The organism is Actinoplanes sp. NPDC023714, assembly GCF_040639855.1.
Taxonomy (GTDB): domain Bacteria; phylum Actinomycetota; class Actinomycetes; order Mycobacteriales; family Micromonosporaceae; genus Actinoplanes.
This window is the reverse complement of the sequence record NZ_JBFAAR010000009.1, coordinates 108,397-132,835: the sequence shown is the minus strand read 5'-3', so window position 1 is coordinate 132,835 and position 24,439 is coordinate 108,397. Positions and strand designations below refer to the sequence as shown.

Below are 24,439 nucleotides of genomic sequence, written 5' to 3'. Positions count from 1 at the left end.
ATCGCACTGACCTGGGACGATGACCGGCCAATCGGGCGAAAGTGGAGGATCCTTCGCTGGCGAAGATCAAGTCACGACGCTACCGTGTCCTCGCACGTCGGTGAGGTGGAGAAAGCCGCCTCCCGGTCGGTGCTTTCTGCTGCCCAGATTGGATGAACGTGGCGCCATCACCGGCCGACCAGTCGACCGCAACCCCGGGGCGCACGCGACGTCAGCAGTCGATCAAACGACGCGTCGTACGCCTGGTGCTCGTGCCCAGTGTGGTGGCGTTGCTCATCTGGTTCGGCGCCTCCGGGTACCTCATTTTCCAGGGCTTCTACAACCGCGCGGTCGCCATCTCGGTGCGCGAGGTGTCGATCCCGGCCGTCTCCGCGCTCTCCTACATCCAGCAGGAGCGCCGGCTCAGCGTCGCCTACCTGGCCCGGCCGTCGACGAACCTGAACGCCCTGCTCGAGCAACGGAACCGGACCGACCAGCAGCTCGAGGAACTGCGCGAGGTCGCCGACGGCGCGCTCAGCGCCGCACCGGACTCGATCAAGAACCAGTGGTCGACGCTGGTCGGGTACCTCGACCAGATACCGACCCAGCGCAGCGCCATCGACGCCCGCTCCACCACGTCGAGCCGCGCGTACGACTTCTACAACGAGCTGCTCGACGCCGCGACCGCGATGTTCGACATCCAGGCCCGGATCACGCCGGACGCGACGGCGGCCCTCGGCGGTGTCACCTCGGTCGAGCTGTTCAGCGCCAGTGACATGATGTCCCGGGCCGCCTCCACGATGGACGGCGCGTACGCCGCGAAGGCCCTCGGCCGCACCGACTACCTGGAGTTCGTCCGGCTGGTCGGCGCGTACCGGGCCGAACTCGACGAGATCCGCGACCACCTGGAGCCGACCGTCCGCGAGCGGCTGCAGACCATGGAGTCGAGCAGCGCCTGGGAGAACCTGACGGCCGCGGAGAACTCGATCATCGCGGCCGGACCGTGGAAGAAGGGCGTGCCGGCGGCGGTCACGATGAACCGCGACCGCTGGGCCATGGTGACCGGGACGGTCTCGCAGAGCCTCGTCGACCTCACCATCGACGAGGCCGACCAGGTCTCCGCGCGCACCCTGCGCACCGGCAACAACCAGCTGCTCACCGCGCTCGTCGGCTCGCTCGTGGCGCTCGCCGTCGCGATCGGCGTCATCTTCTGGGCGCTGCGCTCGTCGGCCGTGCTCGTCGACCGCGCGCTGTCGACCCGGCTGTCCCGCCTCGGCGAGGACGCCGGCGCGCTCGTCGACACCCGGCTGCCGGCCGTCATGGACCGGCTGCGCAAGCGCGAGGCCGTGGACCTGGAGACCGAGTTCGCCGCGAAGGACTACGGCGCCGACGAGATCGGCCAGGTCGCCGACGTGATCCACCGCTCGCTCACCGTCGCGGCGGAGGCCGCCGTCGACGAGGCGAAGGCCCGCGCCGCCGGCACCGCGATGCTGATGGGCGTGGCCCGGCGCCCGCAGCGACCGCTGCAGCGCGGCCTCAAGGTGATCGAGGACCTGCAGGGGCAGATCGGCGACGAGAAGCTGCTGACCCACCTCTTCGACATCCACCACCAGCTCAACCAGACCCGGCGATTCCTGGAGAACCTGGTCATCCTCGCCGGTGGGCAGATCGGCCGGCGGTTCTCCAAGCCGGTGCCGCTGCGCCGGGTGCTGCTCGCGTCGTTCGCCGAGGCGCGCGACTACCAGCGGATCAACCTGCGCGGCGCCACCGACGTGGCGCTGGTCGGGTACGCGGTCGCCGAGGTCATCCACCTGATGGCCGAGCTGCTCGACAACGCGCTCGCCTTCTCCCCGCCGGGCACCACCGTCTGGGTCACCTCGAGCCGGGCCCAGCACGGCGTGGCCGTGGAGATCGAGGACGCCGGCGTCGGCATGAGCCAGGAGGCGATCGACCGGGCGAACACGCTGCTCGCGACCGCGCCGACGCCCGAGGTGACCGAGCTGAAGGACGGCTCGCAGGTCGGTCTCTACGTGGTGGCCGAGCTCGCCAAGCGCGAGGGCCTCCAGGTCAGCCTGCGCCGATCGGCATACGGTGGTCTACTGGCGATCGTGCTGCTGCCCGAGCGACTGCTGATCAGCAACAGTGAGCCCGACGAGGACACCGGCTCGGTGATCCCGCCGGCGCCCACGCCCGCCGTGCCGCCGGCCCGGGAGGAGGGCCTTCCGGCCCGCGAGGACGGCCCGATCGCGGTCCTCGAGAAGCCGGTCAAGGTCGAGGTGGCGGCCGAGAAGCCGAAGCCGGTCACCCGTACCCCTCAAGCGGCGCAACCAGGCGGCAAGCCGCCGCTGCCGCACCGCCGTCCCCAGCAGCACCTCGCGCCCGGTCTTCTCCAGACCCCTCCCGGGGAACCGGCGGCTCCGGAGCCGGCGCCCGCGCCGCGGTCGCCGGAGGAGGTGCGCAGCCGGTTCGCGCGGTATCAGCGCGGCTGGGCCGAGGGACAGAACGCAACCCCCGCTACCGACACCGAAACCCCCAGTGAGCAAGGCAGGAACGAATGACCCACCCGACATCTTCCATCGATCTCCCCTGGATGTTGGACGACCTCGTCGAGGTTCCGCAGGTCGTCTCCGTGGTCGTGCTCTCCACCGACGGCCTGATCGTGCAGAAGTCCACGCAGATGCAGCAGGACCTCGCCGAGATCCTCGCGGCCGGCGCGTCCTCGATGTACAGCGTCGCCGCCGGGACGGGCCGGCACTTCAAGAGCGGTGGCGTCCAGCAGGTCGTCATCGAGTTCCAGGAGCACACGCTGTTCATCGCGGCGGCCGGGCAGAACGCCCGCCTCGCGGTCCTCTGCGAGCAGGACGTCGACATGGGCATGGTCGCCTACGAGGTGAGCCGGCTCGTGACCCGCATCGGCGACTACCTGAGCGCGCCCGCCCGCAGTAATGACGGGTGAGGCCTGGGACGGCGACGACGAGACCGCGGCAGGCCGGTTCGTCCCGTTGTACGTCCTCGTCAACGGGCGGACCAGCCCCCGCGACAGCAACCTGGACCTGGCCACCCAGGTGATCGCGGTCCCGGTCGACGCGAGCCGGCTGGAGCCGGAGTACCTCCAGATCCTCGGCCGCTGCGGCAACTGGATCTCGATCGCGGAGATCGGTGCGTACCTGCACATCCCGCTGACCATCGTGAAGGTGATGGTCGACGTGCTGCTCGAACAGGGCTACCTGGACAGCGGCGCCCCGGCACAGCACAAGGTCGTCGACATGCGGCTGCTCAACGCAGTCCTCGCCGGTCTCGAACGGCTCTAGGAGTAATGGTGAATCGCACATCGGTCAAGATCGTCATCGCCGGCGGCTTCGGCACCGGCAAGACGACCTTGGTCAGCTCGGTCAGCGAGATATCCCCGCTGACCACCGAGGAGCTCCTGACGTCAGCGAGCATCGGGATCGACGACGTCACGGGTGTGGAGTCGAAGACGCACACCACGGTGGCGCTGGACTTCGGGCGGATCACGATCAGCCCGGACGTGGTGCTGTACCTGTTCGGCACGCCCGGCCAGGACCGGTTCTGGTTCATGTGGGACGAGCTCGCGCAGGGCGCCCTCGGCGCGATCGTCCTGGTCGACACCCGCCGCCTCGACACGAGCTTCCCCGCCATCGACTACTTCGAACGGCGCGGCATCCCGTTCGTGGCGGCGGTGAACCGGTTCTTCGGCGAGTGCGAGTACACCGAGGACGAGATCCGCTCGGCCCTGGAGCTCACCCCCGAGGTGCCGCTGGTCTGGCTCGACGCCCGCGACCGCGCGTCGTCGAAGCTGGCGCTGATCGCCCTGGTCCGGCACGCCATGGGACGCCTGCCACAGGCCGCCTGAGCCGCCGTGCCGGCCCGGGGCGGGACGCTCAGAGCGGCTGGGTCATCCGGAGGTGGTTGCCGAACGGGTCCCGGAAGCCGCAGTCGATGCCGTACGGGCGCTCGGTCGGCTCCTCGGTGAACTCGACGCCACGGGCCAGCAGCGTCTCGTAGGTCTTGCGGCAGTCGTCGGTCGCGAGGATGTGGGTGCCGCCGAGGGCGCCCTTGGTGAGCAGGTCGCGGACCTGGCCGGCGGTCTCGGCCGACATCATGGGGCCGCCCGGCAGCGACAACAGGATCTGCCGGTCGGGGTGACCCGGGACGTTGACGGTGAGCCAGCGCATGAAGCCGAGGTCGGCGTCGGTGTGCACCTCGAAGCCGAGCGTGCCGACGTAGAAGCCGAGCGCCTCGTCCTGGTCGAGAACGTAGATCTGGGAGTGGGTGATCGCGTTGAACATGCTGGTCACGCTACTCGCCGGGGTGGCCGGAAAACTTATCCGAAACTGCTCATCCGGGCCGGGTCCAGGCCATCGCGAAACAGTTGGGGGCGTCGGCGAGCGGTGGCGACGAGCGGCGGTAGTCCCGAGGTGACTTGCCGACTATTTCGCGAAAAGTCCGGCTGAAGGTCCCAGGACTCTCAAATCCTATTTTGTACGAGATGTCGGTGATAGGCGTCGCCGACGATCTCAACAGGAACATCGCCCGCTCCACCCGGCGCCGCTGCAGGTACCGATGCGGCGTCTCGCCGAACGTCGCCCGGAAGACCCGGCTGAAGTGCGCCGGTGACACGTGCGCGATCCGGGCCAGCGCCGGGACGTCCAGCGGCGACGCGTAGGCCCGGTCCATGGCGTCCCGGGCCCGCAGCATCCGGCGGTTGCTGTCCTCGGACGCGGATACGGGGACGGACACGGCGGCGGGACGACTCACCGGCTCACGATAACGCCGCCCCGCCCGCCCACTTCAGCGAAAGGGGGGCGGCGGGCGGGGCGGCGGGTCATCACAGCGGCGCGAGGCGCACCTTGAAGTGCCGCAGCAGGGGTGGCGCCGAGACGATCCGGTAGCCCCGGATCCGTTCCGGGTCCTTCGCGATGGCCCCGAGCACGGCGGCGACGTACTCGAAATGCTCCGACGTGTAGACCCGGCGCGGGATCGCGAGCCGGACCAGCTCGAACGGTGCCGGGCTGGTCAGCTGGAATCCGGAGTCCAGCGTGCCGAGGTACAGCGACCCCAGCTCCGCCGAGCGGATGCCGCCGTCGAGGTACATCTGGCAGCCGAGCGAATGCCCCGGGAACTCGGCGGGCGTGAGGTGCGGCAGCAGGCGCCCGGCGTTCAGGTAGAGCGCGTGGATGCCGGCCGGCTCCACGATCGACACGCCGGCGTCCCGGATCATCTGGGCGAAGCGCGCGGTCTGCGCGGCCCGGCCGGCCAGGTAGAGCGGGTCGACGACCTCGCGCAGGCCGACCGCGAGGCGCTCCAGGTCCCGGCCGGAGAGCCCGCCGTACGTGGAGAACCCCTCGGTGGCGATCAGGTTGAACTCGCACTGCGCGAAGAGCGCGTCGTCGCGCAGCCCGATCAGCCCGCCGATGCCGGTGAGGCCGTCCTTCTTCAGGCTGATCAGGCAGCCGTCGGCCAGCTGGAAGGCACGGGTCGCGATCTGCCGCGGCGACCAGCCCTGATATCCCGGCTCGCGCTGCTGGACCAGCCACGCGTTCTCCGCGAACCGGGCCGCGTCCAGGAAGAACGGCACCCGGTAGCGCTGGCAGAGGTTCCGCACGGCCTCCAGGTTCGCCATCGAGACCGGCTGCGCGCCGAGCCCGTTGTTGGTGATCGTCATGAGCACCAGGCCGACGTCGGAGGGGCCGGCCAGCAACTCCTCCAGCGCGTCCAGATCGATGTTGCCCTTGAACGGCGCCGGGTCGTCCAGGTCGAACGGGATCGGCAGGTCGACCGGCTTCGCGCCGGCCAGCAGGACGTTGGTGTGCGTCGTGTCGAAGTGCGTGTTGCTGACGCAGATCTGGCCGGGCTTCAGCAGGCTGGAGAAGAGCACCCGCTCCCCGGCCCGTCCCTGGTGCACCGGGAGCAGGTGCGGATACCCGGTCAGGTCGGCGGCCTCCTCGCGGAAGCGGAACCAGGACCGGGCGCCCGCGTAGGACTCGTCGCCCTGCGCGGCCGCGGCCTCCTGCGCCGAGGAGGTGGCGCCGGTGCCGGAGTCGGAGAGCAGGTCCACCGCGATCTGGTCGGAGCGCAGGTTGAACGGGTTGTATCCGGCCGCCTCGATCGCCTCCCGCCGCTGCGACGGCGACAGGAAGGCGATCGGCTCGACCACCTTGATGCGGTAGGGCGGCGGCAGCGGGATGTGATCAGTGGACAAGGGAAGCTCCTCGGTAGGCCTCGGACGACAGGTAGACCGTCATGCCCGGCCGGGGCGGGCCGAGCCGCAGCGAGACGTGCGCGATGAGCCCGGCGTCGCCGTCCAGCGGCCGGCTCGTGACCGCGGCGATCGCCTCGTCGAGCAGGGCCGGGTCGAACCGGTACCGCTCGAGCAGCGGCAGCACGCGCTCGCGGGCCTCCCGGTCGTCGGTCACGTAGCTGCGGATCGGCACGTAGACGCTGTAGCCGTTGGGCCGGTCCGCGCCCTGCGTGATCGTGTAGCTGCCGACGAGCGGGCGCCCGCTGAACCGCTCGGCGCGTCCGGCCTCCGCGCAGAAGGCCGCCACCAGCTCGGGATCGACGCCGGGCACCACCGCCGCGGCGCGGGCCACGTCCTCGGCGCGCGCGTCGTGGTGCGAGATGTAGAGCTTCACCCGGGCCTGCGGCCCGTCGTGAAGATCGAGGGCGAAGAAGGTCAGGCGATCCCGGCGGCCGAGTTCCGCCGGGCGGATGGCTTGGCTCAGCATTCTTTCGTACGCGGGACCGAGCCCGAGACGATCGAGCGCCCGCCGGACGACGTCCGCCGCACCGGCGGGTCCGCGCAGCTCCGGGTTGAAGTAGACCTTGAACTCGGGCGCCCGGCCGGTGCGGAACACCAGGGACAGCCAGAGCACGAAGTCGCCCTGCGGGTCGTCCGCCTCGAACAGGTCGCGGATCGCCTCGAGGCGGCTCGTCGCGAGGCCGTGGCGCTCCGACTGGCGGCGCAGGAATTCGTACGTGGCGAGCGCGTTCGCGCGCACTCCCGGGGTGCTGCCGAACGCCTCCGCGAGAATGCGCAGGGCCGGCGGCTCGCTCTCGTTGTACGCGATGGAGAACTCGACCGGCGTGTGGTCGTCGGCGACGTCGGAGGGCCAGGCCGGAGGCTCCTGCATCGAGCGGCGGCCGTGTTCGCCGAGCAGTTCGGAAAGAAGCTCCACGGGCGTCGACGGATCCATTCCGACGACGTCGCAGAGCCGGCGCAACTGGCCGCCGAGGTGATCAAAAACAGACAAGTCTTGCATCGCGACCCCTGTTATCCGGCAGCCCGCCGGCCACCCGGTCGTCCGACCCCCTCACGGCCGACCTTCCCTGTTTTTCTGCCACCAATCGTTATTTGGATCAACGCGCTTAGTCGAGTGCGACATAGATCACAGTGGACTCATGTGACTGTCCGCAGTGGTTAACGCGCATTTACCGGAGAGGAACCCACCTCGCCGCGAACAAGGTGAGAAGCTCTCAGGATGCACGGAGCGTACTCGATAGATGATCTTCAACGCTATCCCGGAGGTACCGTGTCCCTTGGGGTGCAACGGGACGGAACCGGTCACGCTCCACAGTGTCAATCAACTACTCTGCGTGTCTAGCGGATCTCCAGAACACCGGTTAATCTGCCTATGCCGAGCGTTCATTTTCTCCGCAAGAACAGGTAACACCCGTGGAACATGTCATTCTGCTCGACGAATCCGGCACCGCGATCGGCGTTGCCGACAAACAGACGGTCCACACGGATTCGACGCCCCTTCATCTGGCGTTCTCCTGTTACATTTTCGATTCTGCCGGCCGTTTTCTCGTCTCGCAGAGGGCATTGACGAAGAAGACCTGGCCGGGCATCTGGACGAACAGCGTCTGCGGCCACCCGGCGCAGGGCGAGGCGATGACCGACGCGGTCCGCCGGCGCGCCGGCTTCGAGCTCGGGCTCACCCTCGGCGAGGTCCGCCTGGTCCTCCCGTCGTTCCGCTACCGGGCCGAGCTCGACGGCGTCGTGGAGAACGAGATGTGCCCGGTCTTCTACGCGACCGCCGCCACCGACCCGGCCCCCAACCCGGACGAGGTCGAGGCGACCCGCTGGGTGCCGTGGGAGTCCTTCCTCTCGTCGGCCCGGACCGACGACGCCTACTCCCCCTGGTGCCGCCTGCAGATCGCCGAGCTGACCGCCCTCGGCGCGAATCCCGCAGCCTGGCCCACCGGCGACCCGGCCCACCTGCCGCCGGCCTCAGCCACCTTCTGACCCGCCGGCCTCAGCCACCTTCTGACCGGAAGCCGGCTGCAGCCCATCGCTGCGAATCGGGCGTGCGGCAGCAATACGCCGCGGCCGGGCAGGCTCGCACACCGACTCGGCCGGCGGACCCTGCGACCAAGCGCAGCCCCAGCCGAGCACACCGCGCGCGTCCCAGCGGACCCGAGCGCGCCGCGCGCCACCCCTTCCCCCGCGAACCCGACGGCGCCGCACGGCAAGACATTGACAGTCATCATGTGATCGTTAACATGAACGAAACACGAGATCGAAGGGATTCCCCGATGCCCTGGAAACTCGTACGCCTGATGTCTGTGCTGGCGCTCGCCGCCTACGCCGCCGGCGTAGCCGTCGGCGCCGCCCGCCTCTGAGCTGTTAACGCTCCCCCCGGAGGTCGTCATGAGAAGACTCCTCGTCGCGCTGCTCGCCCTCGTCCTGGGCGCGCTCGCCATCCCCCAGCCCGCCTCGGCCGCCACCACCCTGGTCTATTCGACGTTCAAGGGTGACGGCGCCGCCGACCAGGAACTCTGGATCTACCAGTCCACCAACGGCGGCACCAGCTACTCCGTCCTGTCCGACACCAACTTCCGCGGCCCGACCGGTGTGCTGCGCGACCCGAGCATCCTGAAGTACAACGGGCGCTACTACATCGCGTACACCGTGCAGTCCTGGACCACGAACTCCACCTACTTCAACATCGCGACCAGCACGAACCTGACGTCCTGGTCCAACGTGGCGAGCGTCCCGGCCGGCATCGCGAACGCGAACTACACGTGGGCGCCCGAGTTCTACGTCGAGAACGGCGTCGTCCGGATCATCACGAGCGTGGCGTCCACCGCGTGCGCCTGGTGTTTCCGCCCGTACGTCTACACCGCCCGGAACTCGTCGCTGACCAGCTGGTCCGGGCCGTCGCAGATGTGGGGCCTGGGCACCAACCACATCGACACCTTCGTGGTGAAGTCCGGCAGCACCTGGCACGCGTTCACCAAGAACGAGACGACGAAGTACATCGAGCACTGGACCACCACGGCGAACCTCTACGAGGGCTGGGTGAACCGGGGCACGCTCTGGTCGTCCGGCTACGAGGGACCGTCGCTGGTCCGGCTCGACGACGGCCGCTGGCGGATCTACGTCGACAAGTACACGAACGGCGGCGTCTGGACCGCGACCAGCTCCGACCTGAACACCTGGACGGGCCTGAGCGCGGTCGGCTGCTCCGGCTGCCGGCACGGAACGGCGACGGTCAAGTGAAGCGCCGGGATCTGCTCGCCGCGGTGGGTGGCGCGACCGCGGGGGCGCTGCTGCTTCCGGGCGCGGCCCGGGCCGCGACCTATGCCGGGTACGCCATGGCGTACTTCACCGAGTCGCCGACCATGAGCGCCGCGAGTTACCGGGTGCACCTCGCGGTCAGCGCGGACGGCCTGAACTGGACCCCGCTGAACCAGAACGCGCCGGTCGCGACGCCGACGCTGGGCAGCGGCGGCCTGCGGGACCCGTTCATCCTGCGCAAGCAGAACGGCGGGTTCGTGGTCCTGGCGACGGACCTGAACGGGACGGATTGGGCGTACCAGAGTCAGTATCTGCATGTCTGGGACTCACCCGATCTGCGCAGCTTCACCGGGTACCGCCTGCTCAAGGTGCACTCGCTGGCCACCCACGCGTGGGCGCCCGAGGCGGTCTGGGATCCGGCCCGCAATCAGTACGCCATCGTCTACTCGTCGGTGGTGGGCGGCCACAACGTGCTGATGGTCAGCTACACGACGGACTTCGCGACGGCCACGACCGGGCAGGTCTTCTTCGACCCCGGCTACGACGCCATCGACGGCAACTTCGTCACGGTCGGCTCGACGAACTACATGTATTACAAGAACAACACCAACAGCACCCTCTTGGGTACGCGGTCCAGCAGCTTCGCGCCGGGCAGCTTCTCGATCTACACCGGGGCCATCACGCCCGGCCGGGGTGTGGAAGCGCCGCAGATCGTCAAGTCGAACACGGCCGAGACCTGGTACATGTGGGGCGACACCTGGAGCCCGAACGGCCGGTTCTTCTGCTGGCAGTCGGGGAACATCCCCGGCGGGGCCTGGACGCTGCTGAACGACCGGGCGTACACCCAGCCGTTGAACTCGAAGCACCTCGGCATCACGCCCATCACGGCGGCCGAGATGTCCGCGCTGACCAGCCGCTGGGGAACACCCGCCTGGAATCGGATCAAGTCCTACAACTTCCCGGACCGCTACATCCGGCACGCCGGCAACGTCGGCCGGATCGACGCGTACCCGTTCGACCCGTACCAGGATCAGATGTGGACCCTGGTGCCGGGCCTCGCGAGCTCCTCCGGGGTGTCGTTCCGGTCGGTCAACTACCCCGACCGCTACCTGCGGCATTCGAACTACGCGATGGTGCTGGCCGCCAACGACGGGACCAGCACGTTCGCGGCCGACGCCACCTTCACCCGGGTGGCCGGCTGGGCCGACTCGTCGTGGACGTCGTTCCGGTCGTACAACTATCCGGACCGCTACCTGCGGCACTCCGGCTACGTGCTGCGGATCGACCCGGTGACCAGCTCGTCGGCGGCGACCCTCAAGCAGGACGCCACCTTCCGCGTCACTTACTGACCTGCTCGGGGACCTTCGTCACGGATCGCTCGCCGAGCTGCCGTTCCAGCGCCTCCAGCGCGGAGCGCAGCTCGGCGAGGTTCCGCTCGACGGACGCCTGATCCGGGTTGATCGGCTCCGGTTTCACCCGGGACGCCCGCTCCGCCTCGTGCGCCTCCTGCAGCGCCGTCAGCACGAGCCCGACCAGCAGGTTCGTGAGCAGGTAGCAGGCCGCCACCATGTACGACACGTAGTAGAGGACGGCCCAGCCGGTCACCTCGCGGCCGGCCTGCAGCGTGTCGGTGATCCCGTCCAGCGACAGCAGCAGGAACAGCGTGAGCATGGCCTGGCCCACGGTGCCGTACCGCTCCGGGTAGGCCGCGCCGAACATCATCCAGCCGAGGATCGCGTAGCCGTACAGGAGAAGCGCCGTCACCAGCAGGAAGCTGCCGAGGCCGGGCAGGCTGTGCCGGATGCCGACCAGGATCACCCGCAGGCTCGGGAAGAGCCGGAACGTCCGGACGATCCGGGCCAGCCTCAGCAGCCGCAGCAGCGTCACGTTCTCCCGGACGCCGGGCAGCAGCGGCGCCACGATCACGGCGAGGTCGAACAGGTTCCAGCCGTCCCGGAAGAAGCCGGCCGGGTGCTCGGCGTGGCGCCCGAATCGAATGATCAGCTCGAGGCTGAAGAGCGCGACGCAGACGTACTCGATGGCATGCAGAAGCGGCCCCGCGGCCGCGACCACCGCGGGGTAGGTCTCCAGCCCCAGCGTCACCGCATTGATCATGATGACCGCGAACGACGCGACGTTGAACCACGGGGCGGCGGCGACGGACGCACACCGGGAGGCGACGAGCTTTCGGAACATGGACTGCGAGGTCTCCTCGGTGGCGCGGTGATCCGGACACACCTTATGAGGCGGGCATCAAACGACCAAGGGTGGCGCGGATGCGTCACGCTGGAGTGGTGATCCGCTTGATCCTCAACGTGCTCTGGTTCATCTTCTTCGGCTGGGCGCTCGCCCTGGCCTACCTGCTCGCGGCCGCCATCAGCTTCCTTCTGATCATCACGATCCCGTTCGGTGTGGCGGCGCTGCGCCTCGCGATCTACTCGGCGTGGCCGTTCGGCCGCACGATCGTCGACGACCCCGGCGCCGGCATCGCCTCGGGGCTCGCGAACATCCTCTGGCTCATCCTCTTCGGCTGGTGGATCGCCCTCGCGCACATCGCGGCCGGCATCGCCCAGTGCGTCACGATCATCGGCATCCCGTTCGGCATCGCGAACTTCAAGCTGGTGCCGGCGGCGCTGTGGCCGCTCGGCCGGGACATCGTCGCCGTGCCGTAATCATCCCGCTCGGATGAGGACGGCCGCCGAGGGTGCACATACGGTGAACAGCGAGTGACCATCGCGTGTGCGCCCCGGCGCCGCGTCGCCCACGGCGAGAGGAGGCACCCATGGCCAAGAAGGACAGCAAGAAGAAGGACAAGAAGTCCAAGAAGTCGAAGAAGAAGTGACATCTCGGGGCGGCCCGCTTCCATGGGCCGCCCCGCCCGTCTTACATTGACCCTCTTGGATGAATTTCAGGAGGGCACCATGGATGCTGACCTGCCGGAATATCCGTTCCCCCAGCCTGCGGCCCTGGAGCCGCCGCCCGAGTGGGACGCGCTGCGCGCCGGATGCCCGGTCTCCCACGTGCGGCTGTCCAGCGGCGACGAGGCTCTGCTGCTGACCCGGTACGCCGACGTGCGCCAGGTCCTCAGCGACCCCCGGTTCACCCGGCTGCTCGACGCCGACGGGGCCGCGCGGGTGACCGCCCAGGAGTCGGGCGGGGTGTTCGGCGCCGAACAGGCCTCCCGGACGCCGATGGGTGAGGCGCACCAGCGCTGGCGGAAGCTCGTCGGGCGGTACTTCACGGCCAAGCGGATGTCGGCCATGCAGCCCCGGATCGCCGCCATGGCGAACCAGCTCATCGACGACATCGTGGCCAAGCCGCCGCCCGCCGACCTGGTCCAGTCCTTCGGCTTCCCGCTGCCGGTCTGGGTCATCTGCGACCTGCTCGGGGTGCCGGACGCCGACCGGGACCGGTTCTCGTACTGGTCGGACACCATGCTCAGCCTCACCCGCTACACGCAGAAGGAGATCGACGCGGCGCAGCTCGAGTTCGGCGAGTACCTCTGGCGGCTGATCGAGGCCAAGACCGCTTCGCCCGGCGAGGACCTGCTCAGCGACCTCATCGAGGAGTTCTCCACGATCGAGCTGATCGGCACCGCCCAGGGGCTGCTGATCGCCGGCCACGAGACCACCGCCAACATGATCGGCAAGATGGTCGCGATGCTGCTGGCCGACCGGTCCCGATGGGAGAGCCTGCTCGACGACCCGTCCCTGATCCGTACGGCGGTGGAGGAGGCGCTGCGGTTCGACGCGAACCCCGGCTTCGGGATGCCGCGCTACATCACCGAGGACATCGAGGTGGGCGGCGTGACACTGGCCGCGGGCACCACGGTGATCAGCAGCATGGGGTCGGCGAACCGGGACGAGAGCGCCTTCCCGGGCGCCGACGGCATGGACCTGAATCGGTCACCCAATCCGCACCTCGCGTTCGGGGCCGGTCCGCATTCGTGCATCGGGCAGGCGCTCGCCCGTACCGAACTCCAGACCGCACTGACCGCCCTGCTGGACCGGCTCCCCGGGCTGCGCCTCGCGCAGGCCGCCGCCGACCTGCCGCGCCGGGAGGGACTCATCATCGGGGGCCTGGAGAAGCTCATGGTGACGTGGTGAAGGTGACCGTCGACCGCGAGGTGTGCTGCGGGGCGGGACAGTGCGTGCTGCTCGCGCCCGAGGTCTTCGACCAGGACGAGGAGGACGCGCGGGTCCTGGTGCTCGCGCCCTCCCCGCCCGCGTCCGAGGAGCGGGCCGTCGAGGAGGCCGCCGCCGTCTGCCCGACCGGGGCCATCTCGATATTGCGTTGAGCGCTCGCCGCCGCTGGGTCATCCTGGTGATGGCCCCGGCGGCTTCAGAAGCGAGTCCCTCCGCATCAGACGCACTGGCGCTCACACCACGCTGGTCTTTTGCCTTCTCGGCGACCGATCCTTCACATCGGAACCGCTCCGGGGCCACCCTTCCCTTCCATCGAGGTTCACCATGTCCGAAGTCATCGTCCGCAGCGGATTCCGCGGACTCAAGTACGTCGACGGCCGGTTCGACGCCGTCCTCGAGCCGGGCCGCTACGAGCTGCCCAAGCGACGCGCGCTGGGTGGCCGCGTGCCGCACGTCGAGATCACCCACATCGACCTGCGCGAGCGCGAGCTCAACATCAAGGGCCAGGAGATCCTGACGGCCGACAAGGTCGCGGTCCGGGTCAACATCATCACGCACTTCCGGGTGACCGACCCGGTCGCCGCGGTGGAGCGGGTGGCCGACTACGCCGACCGCGTCTACAGCGACGTGCAGCTCGCCGCCCGGCGCTCGCTCGCGTCCATGACGCTCGAAGCGATCCTGACCAACCGCAACCAGCTCAGCGAGGACATCCTGCGCGACGTCGAGGGCGTCTCCGCGACGTACGGCGTCCAGATCATCCGCGCCGACGTGAAGGACCTCGTCTTCCCCGGCAACCTGCAGGACGTCATGAACCGGGTGCTCACCGCCCAGCGCATGGCCGAGGCGCAGATGGTCGAGGCCCGCACCCGCGCCGACCGCGAGGCCCTCGAGGCGTCGGCGCGCGCCGAGACCACCCGGCTCGCCGCCGAGGCCGACGCCGCGGCGAAGCGCATCCGCGCCGACGCCGAGGTGGACGCCCTGCGCCGGCTGGCCGAGGCCGCCGAGGCGTACGCGCGACACCCGGCCCTGCTCCGCCTGCGCGAGCTGGAGACGCTGGGCGCGCTGGGCGCGAACGCCGAGGCCCGCCTCTACATCGGCTTCGACAAGCACGTCGAGCCCTGATCCCTATCGGTCATAGCATGGTGTGATGGTCACTCCGTGATCTACCGCGCTGTAGCAGGTCGCCGATAGCGTCCGTTCTCGGACACCACCACCTCATGTCCGCTGGCGCGGCCACCGTCGCGCCGACTCCGAGCGCTCTCCGCCGGCCCCGGCGCACCCACCGAGGCCGCCGGGGCACTCCTTTGACACACTGCGGGCATGGGGTTGTTCACGCTGCCACAGGCCCGTTCCGAGCTGGAACGCCTGCGCCCGGTGCTCGACGAGATGATCGCCGTCCGAGCCGATCTGGTCGAGCTGTCCGCCGCCCTGACCCCCGGCGGCGAACCCACCGACCTGGGCGGCCTCCCCGAACGCAAGGCCGCCGAAGCCCGCCTCAACGAGCTCATGACCGAGGTCCAGCAGACCGGGGCCGAGCTCAAGGGCGTAGCGCCCCTGCTGGTCGACTTCCCCGCCGACCTCGACGGCATCCCCGTCCTCCTCTGCTGGCTGGAGGGCGACCCGGACCTGTCCTGGTACCACCGGGCGGACCTGGGCTTCGCCGGACGGCGGCGGCTGCCCGCCACGGCCGGCTGAGGGAGCCCTACCTTCTCCAGCCGGCTCCGGTTCTCCCCGGTCGGGTCAGCTTCGGACGACCGCCGGGGATTCCGCCGCCTTCACCATGTCGCGGCCGTTGTTCTTCGCCTGGTAGAGCGCCGCGTCCGCCCTCTCCAGCAGACGCTCGGCCGACTCCGCGCCGTCCCACACGGCGTAGCCGATGCTGCACGTCTCGGCGTCCGGGGTGGCCCGGCGCACCCGTTCCAGCACCTCGAAGGCCGACGCCGTGGTCCGGCCGGGCAGGGCGATCACGAACTCCTCGCCACCCCAGCGGGCGATCACGTCGTCGCCGTGCAGTTCGCCGGCGAAGGCCAGGGCCGTCCGCTGCAGCAGTTCGTCGCCGAGCAGATGGCCGTGCGTGTCGTTGTAGCGCTTGAACCGGTCCAGGTCGGCGATCGCCACGGCCAGCGGGCAGTCCTGCGCGAACAGCGTCGCCAGCCGGGACTGCCAGGCCCGCCGGTTCGGGAGCCCGGTCAGCGTGTCGGTGAACGCCATCTGCTCGAGGCGGCGCAGCAGCCGCTCGTGTTCCAGGGCGAGCGCGGTCTCGTCGGCGAGCATGGCGACGGCCCGGGCGCGGTGGTCGCTCACCGAGTCGACGCTGCGGGTCCAGCCGACGACCAGGACGGCGAGCACCACGCCGTCGGCGATCACCGGCTGCCACATCATCGAACGGCCGTCGACGAGCGCGAGCAGCGACGGCGACACCCGCGGATCCCGGGTGGCGTCGGCCAGGAAGACCGGCTGCCCGTCGCCGTACACCCGGGCCGTCATCGAGCTGCCGTCCAGCGGGATGCGGGTGCCCAGCACCTGCGCGCCGGCCGCGCCGGTCACCACGAGCGCCTGCGCGTTGAGCGGCTCCATCAGGCTGACGCTGTCCGCCTCGGCCAGCTCCCGGACCGCGTCGATGATCGTGCTGCGCGCGTCCTCGCCGGTGCGGATCCGGCGCGCGGCCTGCGAGACGGCGGCGAGCAGCCGGTCCGAGTCGCGTACGGCGGCCTCCGCGAGGTGCCGGTCGGTGACGTCCTGAAGCTGGATCAGCACCGAGTCCGCGCTCCGCCCCACCGCCGACCACACCCACCGCACCGACCCGTCGGGCCGCTCCAGCCGGCGCTCGAAGCCCCCGGACGCCGACCCGCCTCCAGAAGGAGCAGGTCCCGACAAATCGGACAAGGGAGACGAGGCCGCGGGAGATGACGGCGCCGGCGCGGCGAAGGCGGCGGAGCCGGATGGGGCGGACGGGCCCGCTGAGGCGAAGGCGGCGCAGCTGAAGCCGACCAGCTTGTTCTCGGGGAGGCCCACCAGGTCGCAGAAGGCCTGGTTCACGGCGACGATGACGTCGCGCTCGTCGGCGATGGCGACGCCCGAGGGGGAGGCGTGGAAGAGGCTTCCGAATCGGTCGGCGACGGCGGCGATCTCGTCCCGCGCCTGGCGCAGTTGCCACTGCCGGCGGCGGAGGGCCTCGTGCAGGATCGCGGCCACCAGCGCGGCGATCGACAGCTGCACTACCCAGTAGGCCAGATCGGTCATCCGCAACGACGGCACCCAGATCACCGCGGCCGCCCATCCCGCGCAGCCGAGCACCGTGGCGCCCGCGAAGGTCCGCCGGTGGGGCACCGCCGCCGCGACGCAGACGAGGGTGAGCATCAGCGTGGTGGTCCAGTGGATCTCGCCGGTGAGGGCGACCTGGCAGACGCCGTTCACGACCGGCACGTAGCCGAGGCCGTCCGCCCAGTCCCGCCGCCACAGCGCCGCGACGGCCAGCAGGAGACCGGTTCCGGCGGCGAGGATGGTCGTCGAGAGCCTGGCGAATCCGTCGAGCAGCAGGAAGTCAACGATTGCGAGCACCACGAAGAACGTCGCGAACGCGCCGCGCATCCACCGGGTGGCTGACCGATCCCGATCATCGCCTCGACCAGCGCTCAAGGCCATCCTCCTCGCCCCCAACGCTAGTCGGTAACTATCGGGCGAAACTGAACTGAACCGTCATATCACCTGACTTCCGAAAGCTCGGGGACGCGCGGGAGCGCTATACCGAACTGTTCCCGATACGCCGCGAGGACCTCCTCGTCGGTGGCGAGCGGGACGACGCGACGCCCCTCGCCGGACGTCGTGATGAGCTTCCGGCCACTGATCGAAATCCGCCCGGAACCGTCGAGCCGCGAGCACACCGGCCCCTTCCGGAAGTGCGACTCCGGCCACGTCTGCTGGTACCAGCACGTCGCCGCGAAGTCGTCGAGCGCGCGCGGCCGCCGCTCCAGCCGATATTGCGGCACACCGTCCTTGAGCAGGTCGACGTCGCCGTCGGCGGCCTCGACGAGGGTGAAGACCCCGCCCGGGTCCTTCTGGGCGATTCCGGTCACCCACTCGAGCGGGTACGTCGCGTGCTCACCGAATCCGACGTCCACCAGGAAGGCGCCGTCCACGAGAAGAGCGAGATGATCGTACGGTGGCCCGAGCCGCTCACCCCCGAAGACGCGTGCGGCCAGCCGCTCGACGGTGTGCCCGAGGTCTTCCAGCAGCAGCGCGAACATCCCGTTGAGCTCGTAACAGAAGCCGCCCCGCCGGCGCCGGACGATCTTGTCGTGGAGAGCGTCCGGGTGGAGCGAGATCGGCTCGCCGAGGTGGATGTCGAGGTTCTCGAACGGCACCGTCTCGAGGTGTGCCCGATGCAGTTCGGGCAGCGTCGTGGCGGGCCGGCCGATCCGCTCCAGATAGAGATCCATGCGTGCCAGCATCCGACCTCGACCTCACTTGAGGTCAAGGAGAACGAGGCTTTCGGTCACGGCAGCTCGAAGGAGCGCAGCGAGGAGTAGGCCTCCCGGTAGACCCGCGGACCGATCACCGGCATGAGCGGGTTCCGCAGCCAGATCGGCAGGCCGGCCGCCCGGGAGAACCGGTCGGTGGCGTCCTGCACGTGGGTGACCCGATCACGCCGGCGCTGTTCGAAGCGGGCGCCCGCGGTGTCCCACGGCGAACCGTCGGCGAGCAGGCCGGCCAGCACGAGCGCGTCCTCGACGGCGAGCGCCGCCCCCTGCGCCCAGACCGGAGCGGTCGCGTGCGCGGCGTCCCCGATCAGCACGCACCGGCCGGACGACCACCGCGGCGCGCGCACCTCCTCGATCGGCGAGTGGTAGACCGAGGTCATGTTCTCCAGCACGGCGCGCACCGGCGAGGGGTAGTCACCGAACGTCGTCTGCAGCCACTCCGGCGTGTCACCGATCGGACCGCCACGGACACCGGACGCGTACCCGTACACCTCACGGTCGTCCACCGGGATCAGCAGGAACGCTCCCCCGGCGCCGGACCACACGGTCCAGCAGTCGACGCCCGGATTCGGCGCCATGAACCGCCAGCTCGCCGCGCTGAGCAGCGAGGACCGGGTGCCCGCGCGATCCGTGACGGCGGCGCGGACCACCGATCGCACCCCGTCGGCGCCCACCACGAATCCATGCTTGGCCCGCTCGCCGCCCGCGTAGTGCACCTCCGCGCCGCCGGCTACCGGGCGCACCCGGCTGACGGTGGCGGGCGCGCTGAGCGTGACGTCCAGGCCGTCGCCGAGGAGCGCCAGGAGATCTTCGCGGCGTACGCATCGAGGCCGAGCCCCGTCGCCCCAGAACGCGTCCTCGTCGACGGCGAACAGCAGCCTTCCGCGCGCCGACCGGTATTCCCGCCGCCCGGTGGGCCGGCCCAGCCTCCGCAGCCCGTCGCCGACCCCGAGCGCCGTCAACGCGGTGATCGCATTCCCCGGCAGATTGATCGCCAGTCCACCGGAGCCTGCCCCACCGGAGCCCGCGCCGCCGCGTTCGGCGACCTTGACCGGAACGCCCCTCTCGCGCAGCGCGCGGGACACGGCCAGGCCGGCGATGCCACCGCCGACGACCAGTACGGAATCGTCCATTTCGCGATGATAGGGCAGTTCTGTCCGGGTGCCTGTCAGATCGAGGTCGGCCGGGCGCGGTACGCCAGCACGAGGAGCAGCTCGAACCGGGCGTCCGGGTCGTCCAGGTCGTCGCCGAGCAGGTCGCGGAGGCGGTTCAGGCGGTAGCTGACGGTCTGCGGGTGCACGAACAACTCGGCGGCTACCGACGTACGCGATCCCCAATGCCGCAACCAGCTCTCCAGAGTGACCAGAAGCTGCTCGCGCTGGCTCGCGCGAAGCCCCGTGAGGGGCGCGAGCCGGCGCGCCGAGAGGACCGCGAGCGCGCCCGTCTCGCCGCGCAGCGCCAAGGCCGCGAAGTGATCGTCCGCGAAGATCGGCTCCTGACCGGCTTTGATCAGCTCGGCCGTGCGCTCGGCCAGCCGGACCGCCTCGGGCACCTCGGCCCACGCCAGGGCCGGGCCGACCACCGCCTCCCGGCCCTGCAGCGCCTCGGTGAGCGCCGCGCGCTCGGCCCGCGGGCCGGACCTCAGCAGCAGGACCGCGTCGCGACCACGTTCGGCCACCACGCCGTCGGCGCCGAACCGGAACCGGGCGTCGCGGGCCTGGTCCGGCGGCAGCAGCACCGGGACGACGGCGTCCAGAACCGGCCAGCCGATCCCGGCCGCGGCGTCCCGGGCCACCTCCGGCGGAGCGCCGCCGCGCAGCAGCAGGTCGGCCACCTGCCGGCGCCGCCGATCACCCTCGCCGGCCTGCTCGCGCAGCTGCCGGGCCAGCCCGTCGGTGCAGGCCGCGGCGAGCTCGTCGGCGTAGGCACTGGTCGCGTCCGCCAGATCGATCAGCTCGTCGACGGTGACCGGCCGCCGCGCCGCGAGCGACTCGGACGCGGTCCGCAGCATCAGCCGGGCCGCCGTACGCAACGCGCCGAGCAGCATCTCCGGCCCCCGGTCGTCCCGGGCCTCGGCCGCGCCCAGCGCCACGAACACCTCGCGGATGGGCGGCGGCAGGGCCGGCTCCGCGGTCCCGGCCAGGTCGAGGAACCGATCGAGCGCGACCCGCACCGCGTTCCGGACGTCCCGGGCGAACTTCGCGCTTCCGGCCGCCTCGGCCGCGGTGTCCTCGACCGCGACGGCGATCGCGTCGACGGTGGCGGGCAGCCGCGGGCGCATCGCCGGGCCGAGGTCGGTCGGCAACCGCTGCCACGGTGTTTCCATCCGTCGATTTTGTCACCCGGTGATAAAGGAACGGCCGCATCTTGCTGGCTCGAATACGGTGAACCCGACTCCGGTGGCGAGCACCATGGTGCTGGTCACCATCGGAGAAGGATCGGACATCGCCCGTGAAGCACCAGCTCTCCCGCCGCCATGTGGTCGACATGTGCCGGACCATGCTCGAACGCGGATACCTCAAGGCGACCGAGGGCAACGTCTCGGTCCGCATCCCGGGTCACGAGCTCTACGCGGTCACGCCGAGCAACTACGACTACGACAGGATGCGCGACGAGGACATCTGCATCGTCGACTTCAACGGCAAGCACGTGCCCGACGAGGGCGGCGCCGGCGGCCTGGTTCCGTCGATCGAGTGCGGGATGCACGCGAACATCTACCGCGCCCGCCCCGATGTGAACGCGATCGTGCACACGCATCAGCCGTACGCATCGGCTCTGGCCTTTCTCCGCAAGCCCATCCCGGCGCTGACCGACGAGCAGGTGCGGTTCCTCGGGCGCGAGGTCGCGATCATCGACTACGCGCCGTCGGGCACGAGCTTCCTCGCCAAGAACGTCCAGAAGAAGGTCGTGAGCGGGGACAACGCCTTCATCATCGCGAACCACGGCGTGGTGGCGGTGGGCACCGACCCGGACCGCGCGGTGTTCAACATGGCGCTGCTGGAGAAGGTGTCGATCGCCTATCTCATGGCGCTGACCTCGGAGGCCGGCAAGGTCTACACGATCCCGTCGACGATCCGCGAGATCGCGTTCAGCAAGCTGCGCAAGGACGAGAAGCGGATCGCGTCGCAGATCGTCGACGCGGTGGAGCCGGTGCGGGTGCCGGTCGAGGAGGCGCTGCCCAGCGCTGTTCTGAACGAAATTTCCGATAAATCGGACCGTCCGGAAGACCTCGGCTACTCGATCTCCGAGTATCTCGACGTCGACGACACCCTGCGCCGGCTCAAGGCCCTCGTCGCGCAACCCCTCCGCGGCCTGCGCCACGACGCGCTGCTCGACACCCTGAACTACTTCGAGACCAAGTGCACGGCCAGCAAGGAGATCACCGAGCGGGCCAAGAAGCGCATCCCCGGCGGCGTGCAGCACAACCTCGCGTTCAACTACCCGTTCCCGCTCGCGATCGACAAGGCGCACGGCGCGCACCTGACCGACCGCGACGGCAACGTCTACATCGACTTCCTGCAGGCCGGCGGCCCGACGATCCTGGGCAGCAACTACGGCCCGGTCAACGAGCAGGTCGCCGCCGTGATCGCGGAGAGCGGCCCGGTCACCGGCCTCTTCCACGAGTACGAACTGAAGCTCGCCGAGATCATCAACAGGTACATGCCGCACATCGAGATGTACCGCTCGCTCGGCTCCGGCACCGAGGCCGTGATGGCCGCCGTGCGCGCCGCCCGCGCGTTCACCGGCAAGAAGATGGTCATCAAGGTCGGCGGGGCGTACCACGGCTGGTCGGACACCATGGTCTACGGCCTGCGCGTGCCCGGCAGCTTCCGGATGAACGCGAAGGGCATCCCGTGGGGCGCGACCGAACGTACCCGGGAGGCTTTTCCGCATGATCTGGGCACGCTCAAGCGCAAGCTGATCGAAAACCGCGTGCGCGGCGGGACGGCCGCCGTGATCGTGGAGCCGCTCGGACCGGAGTCGGGCACCCGGCCGGTCCCGTACGGATACAACGCCGCCGTCCGGAAACTGTGCGACGAGTTCGGCGCGATGCTGGTGTTCGACGAGGTCGTGACGGGTTTCCGGACCGGTATGGGCGGCGCGGCCGGCTACTTCGGCGTCACCCCCGACCTGACCGTCTTCGGCAAGGCGGTCTCCGGCGGTTACCCGATGGCCGGTGGCGTGGGCGGCCGGGCGGACGTCATGAGCGTGTTCGGTTCCGGTCTCGACGGCAAGAGCGGCGCGCACATCCAGGTCGGCGGCACGCTCTCGGCCAACCCGCTCTCCTGCGCGGCCGGGTACTTCGCGATCCAGGAGATGGCCCGCACCAACGCGCCGGTCATCGCGGGACGCGCCGGCGACCGGCTCACCCGCGGGCTCCAGCGGCTGATCGACAAGTACGGCCTGCCCTATGTGGCGTACAACCAGGGTTCGATCGTCCACCTCGAGTGCAGCGGCGTCATGCTGCTCGACATGCGCAACCCGGTGAAGCTGCTCAAGGAGAACAAGGGGCGCAAGACGCTGATGGAGCAGATGGGCGCGGCGTACGCGGCCCACGGCATCATCACCCTCGCCGGCTCGCGGATGTACACCTCGATGGCCGACACCGACGAGGTCATCGACGACGCCCTGTCCCGTTTCGATCAGGTCTTCGCGCTGGTCGAGGGGGTCTGAGTGACGGCCGCCCCTCCCCAGGTCCTCGCCATCGACCTGGGCACCTCGGGGATGAAGGCCGCGCTCGTGGCGGCCGACGGCACGGTCACCGGCTGGGCCGAGCGGCCGGTGGCGCTGCGCGTGCTGCCCGGGGGCGGCGCCGAGCAGGATCCGAACGCGTGGTGGGACGCGCTCGCCGAGGTCGTCGCCGATCTCGGCCGCGCGCATCCCGATCATGTGGCGGCGGTGACCACGATCTGCTCGTCCACCCAGGGCGAGGGGACGATCGCCGTGGACGCGCAGGGGCAGCCGCTGACGCAGTGCATAACGTGGCTCGACATGCGGGGTGCGTCGCATCTGCGGCGTCAATTCGGCGGCTTTCCTTCGTACGATGGAATGTCGCTCCTCAAAATCGTGCGGTGGTTGCGCCTCACCGGTGGCATGCCCTCCGTGACCGGCAAGGACCCGGCCGCGCACATGCTGTTCATCCGCGACGAAATGCCCTCGGTCTATGCGAGGACGAAGTCGTTCCTCAACGTGCTCGACTGGATCAATCTGAAGCTGACCGGGCGCACCGTGGCGACCGTCGACTCCATTCTCACGTCCTGGGTGACCGACAACCGGAAAGCCGACGCGATCCGTTATGCGCCGTCACTGGTCGCCGCCAGCGGGATCGACGCGGACAAATTCCCGCCGATCGTGAAATGCACCGAGGTGATCGGCACGCTCGCCCCCAGCGCTGCCGATCACCTCGGTCTGCCCACATCGGTGCAGGTCGTGGCGGGTGCCGTGGACAACACCGCGGCGGCCGTGGGCGCCGGAACCGTCCGCGACGACGAGGCCCACCTCTACCTGGGAACGTCGTCGTGGATCGCCGCGCACGTGAAGCGCAAGAAGACCGACATCGCCGCCGGAATCGCGTCGATCCCGTGCGCCATCCCGGACCGCTATCTGATGACGGCATTGCAGGCGACGGCCGGCGCGAACCTCACCTGGCTCCGCGACAAAATCGTGGAATTCGACGACCCGATCGTCTCGGCCGGACACGTGAGCCGCGACGAGGGCACCATTTTCGACGCGTTCGACAAAATCATCCCGTCCGTTCCGGCGGGCGCCGACGGCGTCATCTACATGCCGTGGCTCTACGGCGAGCGCGCGCCCGTCGACGACCCCCACCTGCGCGCCGGCTTCCTCAACATCTCGCTCGAGACGACCCGCTCCGACCTGCTGCGCGCGGTCTTCGAGGGGGTCGCGCTGAACACCCGCTGGATGACCGGGGCCGTCGACCGCTTCCTCGGCACGCCGATGAAATCGCTGGTCATCACGGGTGGGGCGGCCCGCTCGTCGTCCTGGTGCCAGATCTTCGCGGACGTTCTCGGCATCGAGATCCGCCGTGACGCGCACCCCGTCATGGTCAACGCGCGGGGGGCGGGGTGGATCGGAGCGGTAGGGGCCGGGATGATCAGCTTTTCCGACATCTCGGATTTAGCGCGAAATAATGAGTCGTTTGTGCCGAGTAGCGATCACGCCCGTTATAACGACATATTCGCCATCTACACGCGTCTCCACAAGCAGCTGGCCCCCATCTACAAGCGCCTGAACGCATAACCCGCAACCGGCTGCAGCCCATCGCCGCC

The 24,439-nt window shown here is 69.8% G+C and carries 23 protein-coding genes; 14 read left to right on the top strand and 9 right to left on the bottom strand.

Features of this window, described 5'->3' with window-relative positions; translation table 11 throughout:
- Positions 1 to 158: 158 nt before the first annotated feature.
- Genes AB0G10_RS32465 through AB0G10_RS32450 form a run of 4 tightly spaced genes read left to right on the top strand, consistent with a single transcriptional unit; the run spans position 159 to position 3,853 of the window.
- A complete protein-coding gene (locus AB0G10_RS32465; protein ID WP_360930354.1) occupies positions 159 to 2,537 on the top strand; it encodes a nitrate- and nitrite sensing domain-containing protein in 2,379 nt (792 codons plus the stop codon).
- Complete coding sequence (locus AB0G10_RS32460; protein ID WP_360930351.1) at positions 2,534 to 2,935, top strand: roadblock/LC7 domain-containing protein; 402 nt, start codon at positions 2,534 to 2,536, stop codon at positions 2,933 to 2,935. The genes AB0G10_RS32465 and AB0G10_RS32460 overlap by 4 nt, the downstream gene beginning before the upstream one ends.
- Complete coding sequence (locus AB0G10_RS32455) at positions 2,925 to 3,290, top strand: DUF742 domain-containing protein (protein ID WP_360930348.1); 366 nt, start codon at positions 2,925 to 2,927, stop codon at positions 3,288 to 3,290. Before AB0G10_RS32460 ends, AB0G10_RS32455 begins: the two co-directional genes overlap by 11 nt.
- Positions 3,291 to 3,295: 5 nt before the next feature.
- On the top strand, positions 3,296 to 3,853 hold the full coding sequence (locus AB0G10_RS32450) for an ATP/GTP-binding protein (RefSeq protein ID WP_360930345.1): 558 nt from the start codon (positions 3,296 to 3,298) through the stop codon (positions 3,851 to 3,853).
- 28 nt (positions 3,854 to 3,881) lie between these two features.
- On the opposite strand, the gene AB0G10_RS32445 is transcribed toward AB0G10_RS32450, so the two are convergent.
- The 4 genes from AB0G10_RS32445 to AB0G10_RS32430 all read right to left on the bottom strand — a co-directional run bounded on the left by AB0G10_RS32445 (position 3,882) and on the right by AB0G10_RS32430 (position 7,262).
- Entirely contained in the window at positions 3,882 to 4,289 is a 408-nt protein-coding gene (locus AB0G10_RS32445; RefSeq protein WP_360930342.1) for a VOC family protein, read from the bottom strand.
- Between the two features lie 49 nt (positions 4,290 to 4,338).
- Positions 4,339 to 4,698 (bottom strand): AraC family transcriptional regulator, encoded by a 360-nt coding sequence (locus tag AB0G10_RS32440; protein WP_360930979.1) that lies wholly within the window; start codon positions 4,696 to 4,698, stop codon positions 4,339 to 4,341.
- 130 nt (positions 4,699 to 4,828) lie between these two features.
- Entirely contained in the window at positions 4,829 to 6,202 is a 1,374-nt protein-coding gene (locus AB0G10_RS32435) for a tryptophanase (RefSeq protein ID WP_360930339.1), read from the bottom strand.
- On the bottom strand, positions 6,192 to 7,262 hold the full coding sequence (locus AB0G10_RS32430; protein ID WP_360930336.1) for a tryptophan dimethylallyltransferase family protein: 1,071 nt from the start codon (positions 7,260 to 7,262) through the stop codon (positions 6,192 to 6,194). Before AB0G10_RS32430 ends, AB0G10_RS32435 begins: the two co-directional genes overlap by 11 nt.
- Before the next feature lie 413 nt (positions 7,263 to 7,675).
- Here AB0G10_RS32430 and idi point away from each other — a divergent pair, with 413 nt between their 5' ends.
- The 3 genes from idi (at position 7,676) to AB0G10_RS32415 (ending at position 10,872) form a co-directional block, all read left to right on the top strand.
- Positions 7,676 to 8,248: an isopentenyl-diphosphate Delta-isomerase gene (gene idi, locus AB0G10_RS32425; protein WP_360930333.1), complete on the top strand. Its 573-nt coding sequence runs from the start codon at positions 7,676 to 7,678 to the stop codon at positions 8,246 to 8,248.
- A 405-nt stretch (positions 8,249 to 8,653) separates the two neighbouring features.
- A complete protein-coding gene (locus AB0G10_RS32420; RefSeq protein WP_360930330.1) occupies positions 8,654 to 9,505 on the top strand; it encodes a family 43 glycosylhydrolase in 852 nt (283 codons plus the stop codon).
- A complete protein-coding gene (locus tag AB0G10_RS32415) occupies positions 9,502 to 10,872 on the top strand; it encodes a glycoside hydrolase family 43 protein (RefSeq protein ID WP_360930327.1) in 1,371 nt (456 codons plus the stop codon). The genes AB0G10_RS32420 and AB0G10_RS32415 overlap by 4 nt, the downstream gene beginning before the upstream one ends.
- On the opposite strand, the gene AB0G10_RS32410 is transcribed toward AB0G10_RS32415, so the two are convergent.
- Positions 10,862 to 11,719, bottom strand: a complete 858-nt coding sequence (locus AB0G10_RS32410) for an ion transporter (RefSeq protein ID WP_360930324.1) — start codon at positions 11,717 to 11,719, stop codon at positions 10,862 to 10,864. The genes AB0G10_RS32415 and AB0G10_RS32410 overlap by 11 nt on opposite strands.
- A gap of 98 nt (positions 11,720 to 11,817) precedes the next feature.
- Between AB0G10_RS32410 and AB0G10_RS32405 the strand changes: the two genes are divergently transcribed.
- The 5 genes from AB0G10_RS32405 to AB0G10_RS32385 all read left to right on the top strand — a co-directional run bounded on the left by AB0G10_RS32405 (position 11,818) and on the right by AB0G10_RS32385 (position 15,363).
- Positions 11,818 to 12,195: a YccF domain-containing protein gene (locus AB0G10_RS32405; protein ID WP_360930976.1), complete on the top strand. Its 378-nt coding sequence runs from the start codon at positions 11,818 to 11,820 to the stop codon at positions 12,193 to 12,195.
- 249 nt (positions 12,196 to 12,444) lie between these two features.
- Positions 12,445 to 13,629, top strand: a complete 1,185-nt coding sequence (locus tag AB0G10_RS32400) for a cytochrome P450 (RefSeq protein ID WP_360930322.1) — start codon at positions 12,445 to 12,447, stop codon at positions 13,627 to 13,629.
- Entirely contained in the window at positions 13,626 to 13,820 is a 195-nt protein-coding gene (locus AB0G10_RS32395) for a ferredoxin (protein WP_360930319.1), read from the top strand. Before AB0G10_RS32400 ends, AB0G10_RS32395 begins: the two co-directional genes overlap by 4 nt.
- Before the next feature lie 172 nt (positions 13,821 to 13,992).
- Complete coding sequence (locus AB0G10_RS32390) at positions 13,993 to 14,790, top strand: slipin family protein (RefSeq protein WP_360930316.1); 798 nt, start codon at positions 13,993 to 13,995, stop codon at positions 14,788 to 14,790.
- 198 nt (positions 14,791 to 14,988) lie between these two features.
- Positions 14,989 to 15,363: a DUF2203 domain-containing protein gene (locus AB0G10_RS32385; RefSeq protein ID WP_360930313.1), complete on the top strand. Its 375-nt coding sequence runs from the start codon at positions 14,989 to 14,991 to the stop codon at positions 15,361 to 15,363.
- Positions 15,364 to 15,408: 45 nt separating this feature from the next.
- On the opposite strand, the gene AB0G10_RS32380 is transcribed toward AB0G10_RS32385, so the two are convergent.
- The 4 genes from AB0G10_RS32380 to AB0G10_RS32365 form a co-directional block, all read right to left on the bottom strand.
- Positions 15,409 to 17,229, bottom strand: coding sequence for a sensor domain-containing diguanylate cyclase (locus AB0G10_RS32380; protein WP_360930310.1), 1,821 nt, complete (start codon positions 17,227 to 17,229; stop codon positions 15,409 to 15,411).
- Positions 17,230 to 17,372: 143 nt separating this feature from the next.
- Entirely contained in the window at positions 17,373 to 18,107 is a 735-nt protein-coding gene (locus AB0G10_RS32375; RefSeq protein ID WP_360930307.1) for an arylamine N-acetyltransferase, read from the bottom strand.
- A 56-nt stretch (positions 18,108 to 18,163) separates the two neighbouring features.
- The gene (locus AB0G10_RS32370) at positions 18,164 to 19,282 is read right to left on the bottom strand and encodes an FAD-dependent monooxygenase (RefSeq protein ID WP_360930304.1); all 1,119 of its coding nucleotides are present in this window, start codon (positions 19,280 to 19,282) and stop codon (positions 18,164 to 18,166) included.
- Positions 19,283 to 19,317: 35 nt separating this feature from the next.
- The gene (locus AB0G10_RS32365; protein WP_360930301.1) at positions 19,318 to 20,475 is read right to left on the bottom strand and encodes a helix-turn-helix domain-containing protein; all 1,158 of its coding nucleotides are present in this window, start codon (positions 20,473 to 20,475) and stop codon (positions 19,318 to 19,320) included.
- 125 nt (positions 20,476 to 20,600) lie between these two features.
- Here AB0G10_RS32365 and AB0G10_RS32360 point away from each other — a divergent pair, with 125 nt between their 5' ends.
- Both AB0G10_RS32360 and AB0G10_RS32355 read left to right on the top strand, forming a co-directional pair.
- On the top strand, positions 20,601 to 22,823 hold the full coding sequence (locus tag AB0G10_RS32360) for an aminotransferase class III-fold pyridoxal phosphate-dependent enzyme (protein WP_360930298.1): 2,223 nt from the start codon (positions 20,601 to 20,603) through the stop codon (positions 22,821 to 22,823).
- Positions 22,824 to 24,410: an FGGY-family carbohydrate kinase gene (locus tag AB0G10_RS32355; RefSeq protein ID WP_360930295.1), complete on the top strand. Its 1,587-nt coding sequence runs from the start codon at positions 22,824 to 22,826 to the stop codon at positions 24,408 to 24,410.
- Positions 24,411 to 24,439 lie beyond the last annotated feature (29 nt).